Origin of the sequence: Maribacter halichondriae (genome assembly GCF_027474825.1) — a bacterium.
Taxonomy (GTDB): domain Bacteria; phylum Bacteroidota; class Bacteroidia; order Flavobacteriales; family Flavobacteriaceae; genus Meishania; species Meishania halichondriae.
The window spans coordinates 3,500,971-3,518,310 of the sequence record NZ_CP107030.1 but is presented as its reverse complement, the minus strand read 5'-3'; the positions used below and the strand labels follow the sequence as shown (position 1 = coordinate 3,518,310).

Genomic DNA, 17,340 nt, shown 5'->3' with positions numbered 1-17,340 from the left:
TTAGCGGACGGGAAGACGGAGGGGTTGAAAGCCCCGACCATATAGGTGGCAACTAACCCTTGAAGCAATGCCCAGATTTTTTCAGTATCTGAAATTCCTCCTAACCTCTACGAACCAACACGGGGTGCACTCCTTTTATCTATCAATATGTCACGAAATGTTTGTATTCCAAGCAAAAATTGGATTCTAAAAAGTCGTTGAATGTATTATTGAAAAGTATTTCCTATTTCAATGTAAAAAGTATTGGTCTGAATGCCAACAGTGAAGCGTTACGTGAGCAAATTTCGTCCAAATATCCGAACATGAAATTTGACCTTGTCCCCTGTGACCTTATCTTTTTGGATGTTCAAGAGAAAGAATCCCAAGAGCTTAGGTTATTTGGTGAAATTCATAATGATACTATCGTCTTGGTAAACAATATTTATAAATCAAAAAGTTTGTCAATCTATTGGGAAGCCATCAAGGCACATGAAAAAGTAACCGTCACTCTCGACCTATTCTATTGCGGAGTGATATTTTTCAGGAAAGAGCAAGCCAAAGAGCATTTTAAGATTCGAATTTAATCCTGTAATTTTAGCATAATTCTAAGAGAGTTTCAAAAATGAACATGTATGTTGTACTGGGAATCGTAGCTGCGATCTACTTGGTGATTTCAATCACAAATAGAAGCAGGTCAAGAAAACGCAAGTCTAGAAAATTTATGGATGGTTATTCCCGTAAGACCAAAAAAGAGGATGAATAAGACCTGGGGGATTGAATTTTTGAACAACGTTACTTGGAAAGTCCTGACATTTGAATTTGCACTTGAACTTCAATCATGAAAATCTATACTAAAACTGGAGACAATGGTACGACGGCCCTTTTTGGAGGTACGCGTGTCAAGAAACATCACATACGCATCGAAAGTTACGGTACGGTAGATGAGCTGAATTCTTGGTTAGGCCTTCTTCGCGACCAAGATATTGATGATCGCTCAAAAAAACCATAATGCTGATTCAAGAGAAATTGTTCACGGTGGGAGCCATTTTGGCAACAGATCCAAAAAAAGCCCTTTTAAAAAGTGGAAAAGAACGGCTCAATATCCCTAAAATTAATACGGACGACATTGTATTTTTAGAAAAAGAAATGGATACTAATGATGAGGCCCTACCTCCTATGACCCATTTTATACTTCCTGGTGGGCATACCACCGTGTCATACTGTCATATCGCGCGAACCGTCTGCCGCAGGGCTGAACGTCTAGCATCACATCTTCACGAAAATGAGCCTTTTGACGAAAGGGTGCTTACATACATCAATAGACTCTCCGATTATCTGTTCGTCTTGGCACGAAAGTTGTCCAAAGATTTACAGGCAGAGGAAATTAAATGGATTCCTGAAAAAAAGGTCTAATAAATCCGAAATTTCTTCGTTATCAATTTATTCAGGCAAAAGTCATTGTTGATAAAATAGTCGAAATACTTCCTAAAAAAGTTGGCTATTTGCTTTAAAAAATTACTTTTGCAAAAATTTTAAAATCAAACTATTACAATGTATTGGACATTAGAACTAGCGTCTTATTTGAGCGACGCACCATGGCCGGCCACAAAGGATGAATTAATCGATTATTCCATCCGTACGGGAGCTCCCCTTGAGGTTGTAGAAAACCTTCAATCAATGGAAGAGGAAGGTGGCGAGATATACGAGTCCATCGAAGAAATTTGGCCAGACTATCCTACAGAAGAAGATTACCTCTGGAACGAGGACGAATATTAATACCATTACGTTAATTGAATCAAAAAAGTCTCTTAGGAGACTTTTTTTTTGAACTTTCCCCAAGGTCTTAATCATGAACCGAGAAGCAAAGCTTTTATTCTATAATGAAGTTTTTTTTTGAATCATAGCCCTAGCTATGATGAGGAAAAAAGACGAAATTAGAGGGCAAAATGTTACCTTCGCAGGTAGGATTATGACCTTAGGGAAAGTTCTCGGTAATTTTGGCAGGCTTTTGTCATGTTTTACAGGTATTCACAAACTGGAATGCCTTTTGCTAACCAATACCCGTTGGTCGAAAAGACCTATGTTTTACATATTTCAAAACAGTCTGTGGTTTTTCATCGACCTGTTTTTCCAATAAATAATAGCATATTATGAGTTTTATAAATTCTGTACTAAAGGCTTTTGTAGGTGATAAGTCTAAAAAAGATGTGAAAGAACTACAACCTTTGGTCAATCAAATAAAATCGTTCGAATCTGCTTTGGAAGGTCTAAGTCACGACGAACTTCGGGCAAAGACAGCGACCTTCAAGGTTAAGATCAAAGAAAACTCCAAGGAAATCGATGCCAAGATAGAGGAGTTACAGGAAGAGGTCAAAGCCTCTTTGGATATCGATAAGAACGAAGAACTTTATGGGGAAATCGATACCTTGAAAGAAGAACTTTACAAAATCTCCGAAGATACCCTTAACGAGATTTTACCCGAGGCCTTCGCCGTAGTTAAGGAGACCGCCAAGCGTTTTAAAGATAATGAGACCTTGACCGTAACCGCTTCGGAATATGACAGATTGCTCTCTGGAGATAAGGATTATGTGACCTTGGATGGCGACAATGCCATCTGGAGAAATTCTTGGGATGCCGCCGGCAAAGAGGTGACTTGGGATATGGTACACTACGATGTACAATTGATAGGGGGTATTTGTTTGCACCAAGGTAAAATTGCGGAGATGCAAACCGGGGAAGGTAAAACCCTGGTGGCCACGCTACCATTATATCTCAACGCCCTTTCGGGCAACGGTTCACATTTGGTAACCGTCAACGACTACCTCGCAAAAAGAGATAGTGCCTGGATGGCCCCTATTTTTCAATTTCACGGTCTTTCGGTCGATTGTATCGATTATCACAGACCCAACTCCGAAGGGCGACGTGCCGCATATAATGCCGATATCACCTACGGTACGAACAACGAGTTTGGTTTTGATTACTTGAGGGACAATATGGCGCATACGCCAAAAGACTTGGTACAGCGACCTCATCATTACGCCATTGTCGATGAGGTGGATTCGGTACTGATCGACGATGCGCGTACACCTTTAATTATTTCTGGTCCGGTACCAGAAGGCGACCGTCACGAGTTCAACGAATTAAAGCCCAAGATTTCAGATATTGTCGGTAAACAAAAGCAGCACCTAACTGGGGTTTTGGCGGAAGCTAAAAAGCTGATTACCGAAGGAGACACCAAAGAAGGAGGATTCTTATTGTTACGGGTACACCGTGGGCTTCCAAAAAACAAAGCACTCATTAAATTTTTGAGTGAAGAAGGCGTAAAACAGTTGCTGCAAAAAACGGAGAACTTCTACATGCAGGACAATAACCGCGAAATGCCCAAGGTAGATGAAGACCTGTTATTTGTTATCGATGAGAAAAACAATCAAATTGAATTGACCGACAAAGGGGTTGAATATATTTCCGGTGCCGATAATAAAGATTTCTTTGTCATGCCAGACATCGGAGGGGAAATTGCAAAAATTGAAAGTCAGAACCTTGAAATCGAAAAGGAGGCCGAACTAAAAGAGGAACTTTTCAAGGATTTTACTGTTAAGAGTGAACGCATTCATACGATGAGCCAGTTGCTCAAGGCCTATACCCTTTTTGAAAAGGATGTGGAATATGTAGTGATGGAAAATAAGGTGATGATCGTTGATGAACAGACCGGCCGTATTATGGATGGTCGACGATATTCCGACGGATTACACCAAGCCATCGAGGCCAAGGAAAATGTAAAGATAGAAGCCTTGACCCAAACTTTTGCCACGGTCACGCTACAGAACTACTTTAGAATGTACCGAAAATTGGCAGGTATGACCGGTACTGCCGTTACCGAAGCTGGCGAGTTCTGGGAAATATACAAGTTGGATGTGATGGAAATTCCCACCAACCGACCCATTGCACGAGACGATCGAAACGATTTAATCTATAAGACCAAACGTGAAAAATATAATGCGATTATCGATGAGGTCACCAAACTCTCTGAAGCGGGCCGACCGATATTGATCGGTACCACTTCCGTAGAAATTTCAGAACTTCTGTCGCGTATGTTGAACATTCGAAAAGTCCCTCATAATGTATTGAACGCGAAACTACACAAGAAAGAAGCGGACGTGGTGGCCGAAGCAGGTAAGTCGGGCATTGTTACCATAGCCACCAACATGGCTGGCCGTGGCACCGATATTAAGCTTAGCGAAGAGGTTAAAAAAGCTGGGGGACTTGCCATTGTAGGTACCGAAAGACACGATTCGCGTCGGGTCGATAGACAGCTTCGAGGTCGTTCAGGGCGACAGGGCGATCCTGGGTCTTCACAATTCTACGTCTCTTTAGAAGATAACCTTATGCGTCTCTTCGGGTCCGATCGTGTGGCCAAAATGATGGATAAAATGGGCTTGGAAGAAGGCGAGGTCATTCAGCATTCGATGATGACGAAATCCATTGAACGTGCACAGAAAAAAGTAGAGGAGAACAACTTCGGGGTACGTAAGCGACTGTTGGAGTATGATGATGTGATGAACGCGCAACGTGAAGTGGTCTATAAACGACGACGTCACGCACTACAAGGTGAACGCTTGAAAGTTGATATTGCGAACATGGTCTATGATACCTGCGAGGTAATCGTAGATACCAACAAAGCGGCCAATGACTTCAAAAACTTTGAATTTGAGCTAATCAAGTATTTCTCCATTACTTCCCCAATTTCCGAGAATGATTTTACCAAAATGGGGGTTCAGGAAATCGCGAATGTGGTTTACAAAGCAGCCTATGAGTATTATCAAAATAAAATAGAACGCAACGCACAGACCGCTTTTCCTGTCATTAAAAAAGTGTATGAGGATAATGCCAATAAATTCGAGCGTATCGTCGTACCTTTCACGGACGGTATCAAAACCTTGAATGTTGTTACGAATCTGAAAGATGCCTATGAAAGTGATGGAAAGCAGTTGGTAACCGATTTTGAAAAGAATATCACGTTGGCAATTATCGATGATTCGTGGAAAACCCACCTGCGCAAAATGGATGAATTGAAACAGTCCGTGCAATTGGCCGTTCACGAACAAAAAGATCCTTTATTGATATATAAGTTCGAGGCTTTTGAACTTTTCAAAAGTATGATCGAAAAAGTCAATAAAGAAGTCGTATCCTTCCTTTTCAAGGGAGAATTGCCAACCGGCAATCCCAACGAAATACAGGAAGAACGAAATGTAAGACGACCTAAGGAAAACCTTCAGACCAGCAAAGAAGAAATCCCGAATAGTGACGAACGTGCAGCCCAAAGCAGGGCCATTGGCCAAAATCAAGGAGGTAGGCCATCAATAACGGAAACCATAGTCAGGGAACGGCCAAAAATTGGACGCAACGAAAAGGTAACCATAAAAAATGTAATGTCAGGCGAGAGCAAGACCGTAAAATACAAACAAGCCGAACCACTGCTGGATAAGGGGGAATGGGTGTTGACGGAAGATTAAATACCTACACTCCTTAATAAAAAATTTTGTAACGGCTCCTCCCCTCATCTGAGGGGAGGTGGATTCCTATCCACCAGCTGGCGGATAGGAAGACGGAGGGGTTGAAAGCGCAAGCCAAGCCAGCACAAACCGATTTTTTCAGTTTTAAAAATTAGAACAAACGGCGGCCTTAATTGATCGCCGTTTTTTATTACACAAATTTCAATATCTTTAGTGGACATCAAAACATGGAAAATGACTATCGCACGCCGTAAATTTCTCACCTCGATCAGTATGCTTGCCGCAAGCAGCGCACTGCCCTTACAAGCCTTCAGTTTTGGCAATAACAAAAAACTAAAAGTGGCGCTTGTGGGCACTGGTATTCGCGGAACAAGTTTTTGGGGCAAAAGACTTGTTGATGAATATTCCGATATTTTAGAGTTCGTCGGGCTTTCCGACATCAATCCCGGAAGACTTGAATATGGTAAAAAGTATATCGGTGTTTCCTGTCCGACGTATACAAATTTCGATGAAATGGTCAAAACCGCTAAACCGGATTTGGTTATCGTGACGACAAAAGATTCGACACACCACGAGTTTATTGTCAAAGGCCTTGAAATGGGCTGTGATGTATTGACGGAAAAACCCTTGACCACCGATGAAACTAAATGTCGGGCCATTTTAGAGGCTGAAAAGAAATCCGATAAAACTCTCATTGTCGGTTTCAATTATCGTTGGAGTCCGTATGCAACAAAAATCAAGGAATTGCTGCGCTCCGGTTCTATCGGAACGATAACCTCGGTCGATTTTCATTGGTATTTGAATACGTACCACGGGGCATCTTACTTTAGAAGATGGCACGGACAAGTAGAGAGCGGTGGATCCCTTTGGGTACATAAGGCCACCCATCATTTCGATTTGCTGAATTGGTGGATCAATTCGGAACCCAGCGAAGTTTTCGCCTATGGAGATTTGGAATTCTATGGCAAAAATGGCCCTTTTCGCGGAGCCAATTGCCGGACTTGTGAACATAAATCAAAATGCGATTTTCATTGGGATATCACAAAAGACGAGCGCTCCATGAACCTTTATGTAGACCACGAAGAACACGATGGATACATTCGTGACAACTGTCTTTTTCGGGAAGAAATCAATATCTATGATAAAATGTCGGCCCAAATAAAATATGTAAATAACGTTGTGGTCAATTATTCTTTGACGACCTACTCCCCCTTTGAAGGTTGGCGGGTTTCTTTCAATGGTACCGAAGGCCGAATAGAGGCATGGTTAGACATTCCGTATAATAAAAATATCAAACTGAACCAAGCTGAAATGCACGCGCAGGAAATGGCCCAATCCGAAGATCAAGAATTCCATATAGAACCTATCATCGTACATAAACTTTGGAAAGAATATGAGACCGTTGAAGTCAAAACGGAAAAAAGTGGTCACGGCGGCGGCGATAGTCGGCTTCAGGATAAAATTTTCAGGGAAACAGATATTGAAGATCCGTATGGCAGAACGGCCGGGTTTAGAGATGGTGCAATGTCATGTCTCATCGGTATCGCAGCAAGAAATAGTATTCAAACCGGCAAAGCGGTGCGAATCGATTCACTGACCGACTTAAAACCAAAAAAGAAAGGAGTTAAGACACTTTTACGAATGTAGTATTCCGTTTAATTTGCTTTTTTTATATGATAAACATGATTAGTTTTACAATCTGTTATTTCGGCAGATTTCAGTAAAAATGCACCGGTATGGAGGGTACAACAGTTGATGTAGAGCGCCTAAGGGATAAAATCAACTTGGTACTGAGGGTAAATTATATCTCCTCGGCCTTGGCCATCGTGTTTTTTGCGCTCTGTTTATTCTTTTTAAAGATCACCGAAATCGTACCGTACGCCTTTCTATTTTTTGGCCTTTTCAATCTGGCCAATACCTTCGTGTTCCGATACCATAAAAATCTAGCCCTCACTTATAATATCTCATCGATTACGGCTTTGATCTGTGCTTTGATCATTACATTGTATACCGGAGGGATTGCAAGTCCGTTCATTTTTACCTTGGCCCTTATTGTCTTTGCGGGCTATGTGACCACCCGTCAGTACGGCCAAATCTACTTGAACTTGATTTTATTTCTGGTGGTATTGATTTATTCCCAAAGTTTGGAAAATTATAGCTTCACCAGAAACGTTGTTCCTGAAGAGTCCCAAAACATGTTCAATTTGCTATCGGTACTTTTCTCGGTCTATTTATTAGGTCATGTTTTTGGGAAAAACTTGTTACGTACCCACCACCGTCTGTATAAATCGAAAATGGCGATTGCGCAACAGATGAAGGAGCGCGAAATTCTATTGAAGGAAATACACCACCGTGTAAAAAACAATCTTCAAACCGTTTCAAGCCTTTTGAGTTTACAATCTAGAAGCATTGAGGACAAAAAAATGAAGAGTCTTATCAAAAGTAGCCAGAACAGAGTTATATCCATGGCCATGGTACATGAGATGCTCTACATGCGCGACGACCTTTCTAAAATCGAATACCATTCTTATGTGCAAGAGCTTGCCGACTATTTGGTGAGATCCCTCAAAGGAACCGAAAACCATGTAAAACTCAACATTGATATTAATGACATCAAATTGGGAATCGATACGGCGATTCCCTTGGGTCTACTAATTAATGAGGCAATTACGAACGCCTTGAAATATGGTATCAAAGACGATGCGGAAGGAGAAATAGATATCGCCCTCAAAAAAGGGGAAGGCACCGATTATGTTTTGAATATCGGGGACAATGGAGTGGGTTTTCCTGAAAGTATTACGTACAAGAATACAAAATCATTAGGATTGAAATTGATACACAACCTTGCAAGACAACTGAAAGGTTCTATAAGCAGGGATGTATCTAAAAAAGGAACCTACTACATCGTAAAATTCAAGGAAGTGGGAGGTAATTTTCATTCCTTGGCTTGAGCATTCCTGTTTTCAGAAGACATTAAGGGGCTTTGTTTTCCTGACTTCTACTTCTATTTTTATTCCTATATTTAGGCGACTAATCCTAAATATATTTCAATGTTGAGACGACTACTCCTATTGGTGCTTTTTTGTGGTACTACACTTTACGGGCAGGACTATTTTCTAAAAAAATATGAACCATATAATGACAAAATCCTTTCACCTGAACAATTTTTAGGCTATGGCATCGGGGAGCAACATACCCGCCATGACCTCATAGTGGCTTATTTGGAAAAATTGGCCGAGGTCTCCGATCGGGCATCCATTCACTACTATGGAAAAACCCATGAGGGTCGTAAGCTGGTTATTTTAACAATAACAACACCTGAAAACCTTTCAAATCTTGACGATCTAAAGAAGCAACATCTCGCCTTTACCGATCCAGCTCAAAACGTTTCTAATTATGATGCTCTTCCCATATTTATAAATTTGGCCTATAACGTACATGGTAATGAACCTTCTAGCTCTGAGGCTGCTTTGTTAAGCGCATATACTTTTGTAGCATCGGAAAGTTCCGAAATAAAGAAATACCGAAAAAACGCTGTTATATTTATTGATCCCACTATAAATCCTGATGGACGGGACCGGCATACACAATGGGCAAATACCTATCAGGGAAATCCGGAAGTGGCCGATACACAAGACGCTGAACATAATGAATATTGGCCTGGGGGGCGTACGAACCACTACTGGTTCGATTTGAACCGCGATTGGTTACTGGCCATCAATCCCGAAAGCCAGGGAAAATTGGCTTGGTACCATGAATGGTATCCGAACGTTGTCACCGATTTCCACGAAATGGGTACGCAAAGCACCTATTTTTTCGAACCGATGAAGACGAACGGTTCCTTGAATCCGATAATGCCGAAAGAGAACTATGAAGATCTGAATACACTTTTCGGCAATTATTTTGCCAAGGCACTCGATAGTATCGGTTCTTTTTATTTTACCAAAGAAGTTTTTGATGGGACCTACCCCGGTTACGGTTCTTCCTATCCGGATCTACAAGGTGGGCTGGGACTGCTATTTGAACAGGCAAGTTCACGGGGCCATCGACAGAAAACGGCTTTTGGGGAAATTACTTTCCCTTTTACCATACGAAACCAATATACATCAAGTATCACTACCGTGCGGGCGGCGGTAGAGAACAAAGGGTACTTGAGAAAGTATCAACAAGACTTTTTTAAAAGTGCGCTGACCAATGCAGGTAAAGGAAAAATTAGAGGGTATTCGTTCGGTGACGAACGCGATAAAAACCGTACGAAAGCCTTTATCGACAAGCTATTGCTTCATAAAATCGATGTGTATAAATCAGGAGATAAATATGTCGTACCGACCAATCAACCCCAATATCGAATGGTGCAATCGATGTTCGAAACCTATGAAAAATATCGTGATAGCGTCTATTATGATGCTTCCGCCTGGTCGGTCGCGAATTTTTATAATATGAAGTATCGACCGGTTACGAGTTTGAGTTTGGGCGAAAAAGTCGAGAATATTGAAACCCTTATCTCGGTTTCTCGGGTTCAAAAATCCGATTACGCCTATCTTATCGATTGGCAAGACTACAATGCCCCGGCTACGTTGCACTATTTACAATCGAAGGGTCTGGTTTTATCAAGTTCCGGGAAGCCCTTTACGGCCAAAGTCAGTTCTGATTCAAAAAGTTTTGGATATGGAACCTTGGTCCTTCCCATAAGCCTTCAAAAGAAAAGTTCGGACGAGGTCTTTGATCTGCTCCAAAAGGCACAAAAGAAATTTGAGGTCCCCATGTACGCCGTGAATTCAGGCTTTAATCTAAAAGGAGTCGATTTAGGAAGTGCTTACATTTCCCCCATCAAAAAGCCAAAAGCCATGATGTTAATCGGCGATGGGGTGAGGTCTTACGAAGCTGGTGAGGTTTGGCATCTTTTGGATACACGGGTTCATATGCCCATTACAAAAATTCCGATGCGAAATTTCAACCGGACCAATTTTGACAAATACAATACGATGGTCATGGTCTCCGGACGGTATTCACTTACCGACAAACAACAAGAAAAAATCAAGGATTGGGTAAGCAAGGGCAACACTTTGATAACCATAGGGTCGGCCTCAAAATGGGCGGTCGAAAAGAAATTGGTCAAGGAAACATTGACCAAAAGCAAAAAAGATTCGACATCAAAGGATTCCACAAAAATCGTGGAAAGAAAACCCTATGTCGATGCCCGTGAAAACCTTGGAAAAGAAAGTCTGGGCGGGGTAATCCTAAAAGCGGATATCGATATTACCCACCCTTTGGCATTCGGCTATAACGACGCCTCCATTCCCGTTTACAAGAACAATGAGGTGTGGTTGGCTCCCAGTAAAAATGAATATGCCACGGTTGTGAAATATAATGCAGATCCGCATATCGATGGTTTTATGACCGATAAGAACCGAGATGAATTCGTGAAGCCTTCCGCCTCGCTAATTGTCAGCAAATTAGGAAGCGGCCGTGTAGTGCTATTCGCCGACAATCCGAACTTTAGGGGGTCTTGGTACGGAACCAACCGCCTGTTTTTGAACGCATTGTTTTTAGGGGATAAAATAAGAGTGCCTAGCAATGATTAGCCACACGTTGAAATTATACAAACATCTAAAAATCCAACCATCGATTATATGAAAAACCAATTTTTTCTTACAGTTCTAGCCTTTATCATTTTTGGAATTTCTCAGACCAATGCCCAATCCCTACAAGGTGATGGCCCACACTCACAATTGATCATTCGCGGAGTCATGTTGATCAACGGAAATGGGGCACCACCACAGGGGCCTATTGACATTGTAGTCGAAAACAATATCATTAAAAAAATACAAGTTGTCGGGTACGACGGGGTGCCCATCGATGAATTGAAGCGCCCAAAACTTAACGCCGGAGGTAAGGAACTCGATTGCAACGGTATGTACCTCATGCCAGGTTTTATAGACATGCACGGACACATCGGTGGCAAATCCCAAGGTGCAGAACCTGACTACGTTTTCAAACTTTGGATGGGCCATGGCGTAACCACTGTTCGAGAACCTAGTGGTCGAGGCGTAGATTTTACTATGGATCTTAAACGCAAAAGCGAGAAAAACGAAATTATCGCTCCTCGAATCTATGCCTACACCGCTTTCGGCCAAACCAGCGAAAGTTTTAATCCCTTGAATGATTTACCAATTTCAACCCCGGAACAGGCTCGGGAATGGGTTCGTGCTAATGCCAAAAAAGGTGCTGATGGTATTAAGTTCTTTGGAGCGGAACCCGAAATCATGGCGGCCGCCTTGGACGAGAATAAGAAATTGGGATTAGGTTCTGCCTGCCACCATGCCCAACTGAGCGTCGCTCGATGGAACGTGCTACATTCCGCACGGGCGGGATTGACCTCGATGGAACATTGGTATGGACTACCTGAAGCTTTGTTCGATGACCGCACGGTACAGGATTATCCTTTGGATTACAATTACCAGAACGAGCAACATCGTTTTGAAAATGCCGGGAAACTTTGGGCGCAGGCCGCCAAACCCTATTCCGAACATTGGGAGAACGTAATGACCGAATTATTGGAACTGGATTTTACAATGGACCCCACCTTCAATATTTACGAAGCCAGTCGCGACCTGCAGCGCGCGCGCCGTGCCGAATGGCACGAAGAATACACGCTACCTTCGCTTTGGGAATTCTATCAACCCAGTAAGATTTCACACGGCAGTTATTGGCATGATTGGGGCACTGAGCAAGAGGTCGCTTGGCGTGAAAACTATACATTATGGATGACCTTTATCAATGAATATAAGAACCGTGGGGGCCGTGTAACTACAGGTTCCGATTCAGGGTTTATATTTCAATTGTATGGTTTCGCATATATACGCGAGTTCGAGTTGCTTCGTGAGGCGGGTTTCCATCCCTTGGAAATTATTCGTTCCGCGACCTTGAATGGTGCGGAAGCCCTTGGCGCAGATGATAAAATTGGAAGTGTTGCCATAGGAAAGCTAGCAGATTTTGTAGTCGTCGATGCCAATCCGCTTAAAAATTTAAAAGTTCTTTACGGTACCGGAGCGGTCAAATTGACAGAGGATAATGAGGTCATTCGGGAAGGTGGTGTTAAATACACTATAAAAGACGGAATCATCTACGATGCAAAAGCCTTATTAGACGATGTCAAAAGAATGGTAGCGGAAGAAAAAGCAAAAACAGGATTCAAGATTCTACAGCCAGGAGTAAAAGAATAATAAATTGGATTTTTAGGTCAGCCCTAAACGAAAAAAGCTCCACCATCACAAAGTGAACGTGGAGCTTTATTATTTTTTCAAGTATTCTATTTTCTCTTGTTATGTTCAACGCGAACCTTAAGAGGTTGCAATTGACCCTTCGTCTTGGGAAAAATCGTCACATAGCTAAGAAAAAGAGCGATTGGTATTGAGATTACGAATAATATCATGGCTTCTAAGTATTTAGACTTATACAGTTTTGTAAAGTCGGTTTGGGTACTTCAAGTATTATGCCAATTTGGCTTTCTGTTTTTTTGTTTTAAAGTCAAGTGCTTTTTTTACCCTCGAATTTCTAAATCTGTACACGCGAGCTATACTGCCTTCCGTTTGGGCTGCCATTTCTTTTTCAGAAATAGTACGATCAATGCTATCGACCAGAACAACACCCATTTTAAGAGACTGAATTTTATCATGGCTTTCTAAGTTTTGGGCCAGAGCAATCGCTCCGAAGATGAGAACAAACAAAAGGGTTAAAATAGCCTTCATTATATTAGATTGGGTTACACTAAGATAACCCCGAACATGACCCCAGAAGGCTTTGAAATCGCTGAAAACTCTTATTTTTAGGTATTTTACAAAAGACTGGATAAACGGTCATGAATCTTCGACAACCGTTTATGGAAGGAAAAACAGCTTATCGAAAAAAGGTGGATTTAATCGGCAAAAAGAACAGGCTTCTCAATGACCAAGGCCTATTTTCAATCGAATTTTGGCGCAAGAACTTTATCTTTGATCCATGAACGAGGTTCAACTTGAAGGTTTTTTAAGAAGGATTGTGCAACTGACTCCCGAACATCAACCGAAATTTGGCAAAATGAACGTGCATCAAATGGTCTGTCATTGTACGGATCAGTTGCGTTTGTCCCTGGGCATGATAAAAGCAGACGATAACTACACACTTATAGACCCAAGTGTGGTAAAGAATTTGGCCTTGGCTAAAAAGCCGGTGCCTACGCCAAAAGGTTTGGGGCAAGTCGAAGGAGATGGAACTTCTCCTACTACTTTTGAAAATGACAAAGCGCTTTTAAAAAGTCATCTGCTGGAATTCTTAAACCTACCTGAAGATTTCGACTACGCACCCCACCCCTACTTTGGAAAAAGCGACCGAAAAAGTTGGATGGCCATCACCATATATCATCTAGACCATCATTTATCACAATTCAATGCATAAACCAATTCTAATTCATCGGCAGAAGTTGTTAGCCTTCATCTTTTTGACATGGATAATATTTTCGTGTAAAAAGGATAAAAAACCGCTTGCCGGAGAACAGCATACCGATTTCTGCGCTTCCATTCAAAGGGATACGATTAGCAGCCTTTCCGATGCATTACTGGATATTGAGGACAAAATGGAATCACAGACCGGAGTCTATGTACTCGAAGATGGAGGGGGCGCCATGGTTACCCGTGCTTGGCTGACGGAGTATGCCGAAAAGACCATAGACATTCAATATTTTATCTTTTCCACGGATAATGTGGGTTTGATCGCTTGTGATTATTTGGTGCGTGCCGCAGATCGCGGTGTAAAGATCAGAATGATTGTCGATGATATCATGGTCGATACCGATGTACAGGATATTTTGACCTTGGATTCCCATAAGAATATAGAAATCAAGGTCTATAACCCCGGCGTGAACTTGGGGAAGAATATTTTGGAAAAAGTGACCAAGTTTGCAACCGATTTCCGAAATGCCAATCAACGTATGCACAATAAGACCTTTATTGTTGACGGAAAAGTCGGAATTACTGGCGGACGAAATATTGCGGACGAATATTTCGACTACGACCATGAATATAATTTCAGAGATCGGGACGTGTTGCTTTTAGGAAAGGAAATCCAGACCATGAATACTTCTTTTGAAGAATTCTGGGAAAATGATTTGGCGGTTCCCGTAACCGAAGTTGCGGAAGTTGTTCCCGATAACATTGCAGACCCAAACCGTTTTGACAAATTGCACGAATACGCCTGCAATCCCGAAAATTTCTGGCCTCAGGTGCGAGAACAGATTAAGAACCTGCCAAAGGCTTTTCCGGCTATCAAAGCTTCCGATAAATTGGTGTGGGTAGACGATGTCCGATTCGTTTCAGATATCCCTGGAAAAAATGATGGCGAAGAGGGTCTGTCGGGCGGAGGTGTTTCCACGGATGCATTGATTGAACTTGTAAAAAATGCCAAAAATTCCTTGGACATACAGAGCCCATATTTGGTAACTTCCGAATTGAGCCGACAACTATTTCGAAAAGCAGTGGCTCGAGGAGTGAATGTTCGAATTCTTACTAACAGCCTCGCTTCTACTGATAATCTTGAGGCCTTTAGTGGATATCAAAAAGACCGCAAGGCCTTACTGGAAAGCGGAGTGAAAATTTATGAGTTCAGACCTGACGCAGCAGAACGGGTCAAAATTATGACAGGGGCATTGCAAAAAGAATTGGAGTATCGACCTACTTTTGGACTTCATGCAAAAACAATGGTCGTAGATGGAGAAATTGCCGTTATCGGTACATTCAATCTAGATCCGCGCAGCGCAAACCTTAATACAGAATGTATTGCGATAATTCCTGACAAGAAAGTGGCGCAACAGGTGCTGCGCGCTATGAAGGAAGAATATAAACCTGAAAATGCCTGGGAAACGACTTTGGAATGGAACCCTGATGGAGAGGTAGCAAGAACCAAAAGAGTTAAAACCTTGTCACGAAAAGTAATTCCTAAAAATATACTGTAGTATTTTTTCGATGAGGCAATAAAATATTAAGCCATTTTTGGAGCGTTTCTTTTAGTAGAAAAAGAAAGTGCTTTCTTAGCTGTAGAGAACTTTCTTCTGTACAAACGGGCAACTTCGGTGTTCTTTTCGGTTTTAACTTCCTTAACGGTAATCTCGGTAGCGATTCCCATTTCGATAGTCTCAATCCTGTTGTCCTGTGCTTGGGCAGCGACTCCGATAAAAAGAACAAAAATTAAAGTTGCGATAGTTTTCATGACTGTTTGTTTTATATATATAAAACTCACAGACCCCATTTTTAGGGGATTTGGTTCGTTCAACGAGACCAAATACTCGTTAACCGACAGCAACTCGGATAAAGTGCAAAAAAGGCTCGATAAACGTAAGGGGCGGCCAAAACAACTTACCGAAAAAAGATGCTTTTAATCCGAAATAATTAGGCAATTGCGATGCTCAAATAGCACGGATTATGTATTTTACCCTATCTCAAAACCTTCTAAACTTCCTTTATGATCAAAAATACGTTACGATTAATCGTTCTTTTCATTTGTTCGGTATCCTTTTGCCAGACTCCTGAGCAATATTATTTTGATTGGACGAGCCTGCCATTTTCTAAGGAAGAACTTTCGATACGCAGGGAGAACCTTATAAAACAGCTTCCCGAGGAAGGATTAATCATCATACCTGCAAAGGATGGTTTTTCGTATGGTGAGACTTTTCGTCAACTCGACAATTTTTATTATTTCACGGGATTGGAACTGCCCAATAGTCTCTTGGTTCTAGATCTCGCTAAAAAATCCGAGATTCTATATGTTCCAGAACGCGATCTTCGCTTTGAAAGTAGTTCAAGGCCGAACGACTTTCCCGGGAGGCCTATACTGAGGGATTCAAACATCTCACAAAATTCAGGTCTGTCGTTTAAAAACATAGAAGATTTTTTGGCAGCAATGGATGCCGCGGCCAAAAGTGGCAAGACCATATTTGTGGATATCGGAAAAAAGGGAACCCTATCTTTTCCTGAAATGGACTACATAGCAACCCCTTCCCCTGTCCAAATACTTTGTGATGCTTTGAAAGAAAAGCATTCAGGACTGCGATTTGAAAATATTTACGAGGCAGTGGCCAAAGTCCGGATGATAAAATCTCCGGCCGAAATAGATATCATGCGAAAGGTAACGGCCATTAATATCGAGGGAATCAAAACCGCCGCAAAAACTATCAAAGCGGGCATCGATGAGCGCTATTTAGAAGGCGTTCTCGAAGGAAATTACAAAGTCAACGGTGCCCATCGCCTTGCCTTTGGGTCGATTATAAAGTCCGGACCCAATTCGCTATGGCCTTGGCGGATATTGGCTACCCATTACAATAGAAGAAACCGGGTCATGGAAAATGGAGATCTAGTTATTTTTGATGTGGGTTGTGAATACCATCAGTATGTTAGTGATATGGGGAGAACTTTCCCCGTCTCCGGAAAATTTACGGATAAGCAAAAAGAAATCTTAACCATGGAAGTGGGTATCGCCGACCAGATAATCGACTTTATCAAACCCGGAATCACTTTTGCCGATATCAAAAAACTGACGGATACAATTATTCCCGATGATGCCAAAAAATATATGCAAGTCGGACTCTTTTTCGGACACCATTTAGGATTATCGACTGGAGACCCTAACCTACCCGAAGCAAAACTTGAGCCCGGTATGATCTTTACGGTGGAACCTTGGTACTACAATCACGATGACCAAATTTCAGTCTTTACGGAAGATGTTATTTTAGTGACCGAAGAAGGTTGCGAAGTATTGAGTAAAAGCTTGCCGCGCACACCGTCTGATCTTGAAAAGTTAATGAAGAAATAAATAGGAG

General features: G+C 41.8%; 12 protein-coding genes and 1 pseudogene. 11 read left to right on the top strand and 2 right to left on the bottom strand.

Annotation, left to right across the window (positions count from 1 at the left end):
- The first annotated feature begins 179 nt into the window (after window positions 1–179).
- From N8A86_RS16350 to N8A86_RS16315, 8 genes and pseudogenes are all read left to right on the top strand, one after another.
- Window positions 180–563, top strand: coding sequence for a hypothetical protein (locus N8A86_RS16350; RefSeq protein WP_273566359.1), 384 nt, complete (start codon window positions 180–182; stop codon window positions 561–563).
- A gap of 254 nt (window positions 564–817) precedes the next feature.
- Window positions 818–1,392 (top strand): annotated as a pseudogene (locus tag N8A86_RS16345) (cob(I)yrinic acid a,c-diamide adenosyltransferase).
- A 138-nt stretch (window positions 1,393–1,530) separates the two neighbouring features.
- Window positions 1,531–1,755 carry a DUF2795 domain-containing protein gene (locus N8A86_RS16340; RefSeq protein ID WP_013994285.1) on the top strand — a complete coding sequence of 75 codons (225 nt, stop codon included), beginning with the start codon at window positions 1,531–1,533 and terminating at the stop codon, window positions 1,753–1,755.
- Window positions 1,756–2,129: 374 nt separating this feature from the next.
- On the top strand, window positions 2,130–5,492 hold the full coding sequence (gene secA, locus N8A86_RS16335; RefSeq protein WP_273566358.1) for a preprotein translocase subunit SecA: 3,363 nt from the start codon (window positions 2,130–2,132) through the stop codon (window positions 5,490–5,492).
- A gap of 234 nt (window positions 5,493–5,726) precedes the next feature.
- Window positions 5,727–7,139 (top strand): Gfo/Idh/MocA family oxidoreductase, encoded by a 1,413-nt coding sequence (locus tag N8A86_RS16330; RefSeq protein WP_273566357.1) that lies wholly within the window; start codon window positions 5,727–5,729, stop codon window positions 7,137–7,139.
- A gap of 89 nt (window positions 7,140–7,228) precedes the next feature.
- The gene (locus N8A86_RS16325) at window positions 7,229–8,443 is read left to right on the top strand and encodes a sensor histidine kinase (RefSeq protein ID WP_273566356.1); all 1,215 of its coding nucleotides are present in this window, start codon (window positions 7,229–7,231) and stop codon (window positions 8,441–8,443) included.
- Between the two features lie 99 nt (window positions 8,444–8,542).
- Window positions 8,543–11,077, top strand: a complete 2,535-nt coding sequence (locus tag N8A86_RS16320; protein WP_273566355.1) for a M14 metallopeptidase family protein — start codon at window positions 8,543–8,545, stop codon at window positions 11,075–11,077.
- A gap of 48 nt (window positions 11,078–11,125) precedes the next feature.
- On the top strand, window positions 11,126–12,718 hold the full coding sequence (locus N8A86_RS16315) for an amidohydrolase family protein (RefSeq protein ID WP_273566354.1): 1,593 nt from the start codon (window positions 11,126–11,128) through the stop codon (window positions 12,716–12,718).
- Window positions 12,719–12,985: 267 nt separating this feature from the next.
- On the opposite strand, the gene N8A86_RS16310 is transcribed toward N8A86_RS16315, so the two are convergent.
- Complete coding sequence (locus tag N8A86_RS16310) at window positions 12,986–13,243, bottom strand: hypothetical protein (protein WP_273566353.1); 258 nt, start codon at window positions 13,241–13,243, stop codon at window positions 12,986–12,988.
- A 250-nt stretch (window positions 13,244–13,493) separates the two neighbouring features.
- Here N8A86_RS16310 and N8A86_RS16305 point away from each other — a divergent pair, with 250 nt between their 5' ends.
- Window positions 13,494–13,928, top strand: coding sequence for a DUF1569 domain-containing protein (locus N8A86_RS16305; RefSeq protein ID WP_273566352.1), 435 nt, complete (start codon window positions 13,494–13,496; stop codon window positions 13,926–13,928).
- Window positions 13,929–13,971: 43 nt separating this feature from the next.
- Entirely contained in the window at window positions 13,972–15,480 is a 1,509-nt protein-coding gene (locus N8A86_RS16300; protein ID WP_273566351.1) for a phospholipase D-like domain-containing protein, read from the top strand.
- 26 nt (window positions 15,481–15,506) lie between these two features.
- On the opposite strand, the gene N8A86_RS16295 is transcribed toward N8A86_RS16300, so the two are convergent.
- Window positions 15,507–15,734, bottom strand: a complete 228-nt coding sequence (locus tag N8A86_RS16295; RefSeq protein ID WP_273566350.1) for a hypothetical protein — start codon at window positions 15,732–15,734, stop codon at window positions 15,507–15,509.
- 252 nt (window positions 15,735–15,986) lie between these two features.
- Between N8A86_RS16295 and N8A86_RS16290 the strand changes: the two genes are divergently transcribed.
- Window positions 15,987–17,333, top strand: coding sequence for a M24 family metallopeptidase (locus N8A86_RS16290; protein ID WP_273566349.1), 1,347 nt, complete (start codon window positions 15,987–15,989; stop codon window positions 17,331–17,333).
- Window positions 17,334–17,340 lie beyond the last annotated feature (7 nt).

Coding starts and splice junctions, on each gene's coding strand:
- N8A86_RS16320 (WP_273566355.1), top strand. CDS start 8,543: ATGTTGAGACGACTACTCCTATTGGTGCTTTTTTGTGGTACTACACTT.
- N8A86_RS16305 (WP_273566352.1), top strand. CDS start 13,494: ATGAACGAGGTTCAACTTGAAGGTTTTTTAAGAAGGATTGTGCAACTG.
- N8A86_RS16330 (WP_273566357.1), top strand. CDS start 5,727: ATGACTATCGCACGCCGTAAATTTCTCACCTCGATCAGTATGCTTGCC.
- N8A86_RS16340 (WP_013994285.1), top strand. CDS start 1,531: ATGTATTGGACATTAGAACTAGCGTCTTATTTGAGCGACGCACCATGG.
- N8A86_RS16310 (WP_273566353.1), bottom strand. CDS start 13,243: ATGAAGGCTATTTTAACCCTTTTGTTTGTTCTCATCTTCGGAGCGATT.
- secA (WP_273566358.1), top strand. CDS start 2,130: ATGAGTTTTATAAATTCTGTACTAAAGGCTTTTGTAGGTGATAAGTCT.
- N8A86_RS16315 (WP_273566354.1), top strand. CDS start 11,126: ATGAAAAACCAATTTTTTCTTACAGTTCTAGCCTTTATCATTTTTGGA.
- N8A86_RS16295 (WP_273566350.1), bottom strand. CDS start 15,734: ATGAAAACTATCGCAACTTTAATTTTTGTTCTTTTTATCGGAGTCGCT.
- N8A86_RS16325 (WP_273566356.1), top strand. CDS start 7,229: ATGGAGGGTACAACAGTTGATGTAGAGCGCCTAAGGGATAAAATCAAC.
- N8A86_RS16290 (WP_273566349.1), top strand. CDS start 15,987: ATGATCAAAAATACGTTACGATTAATCGTTCTTTTCATTTGTTCGGTA.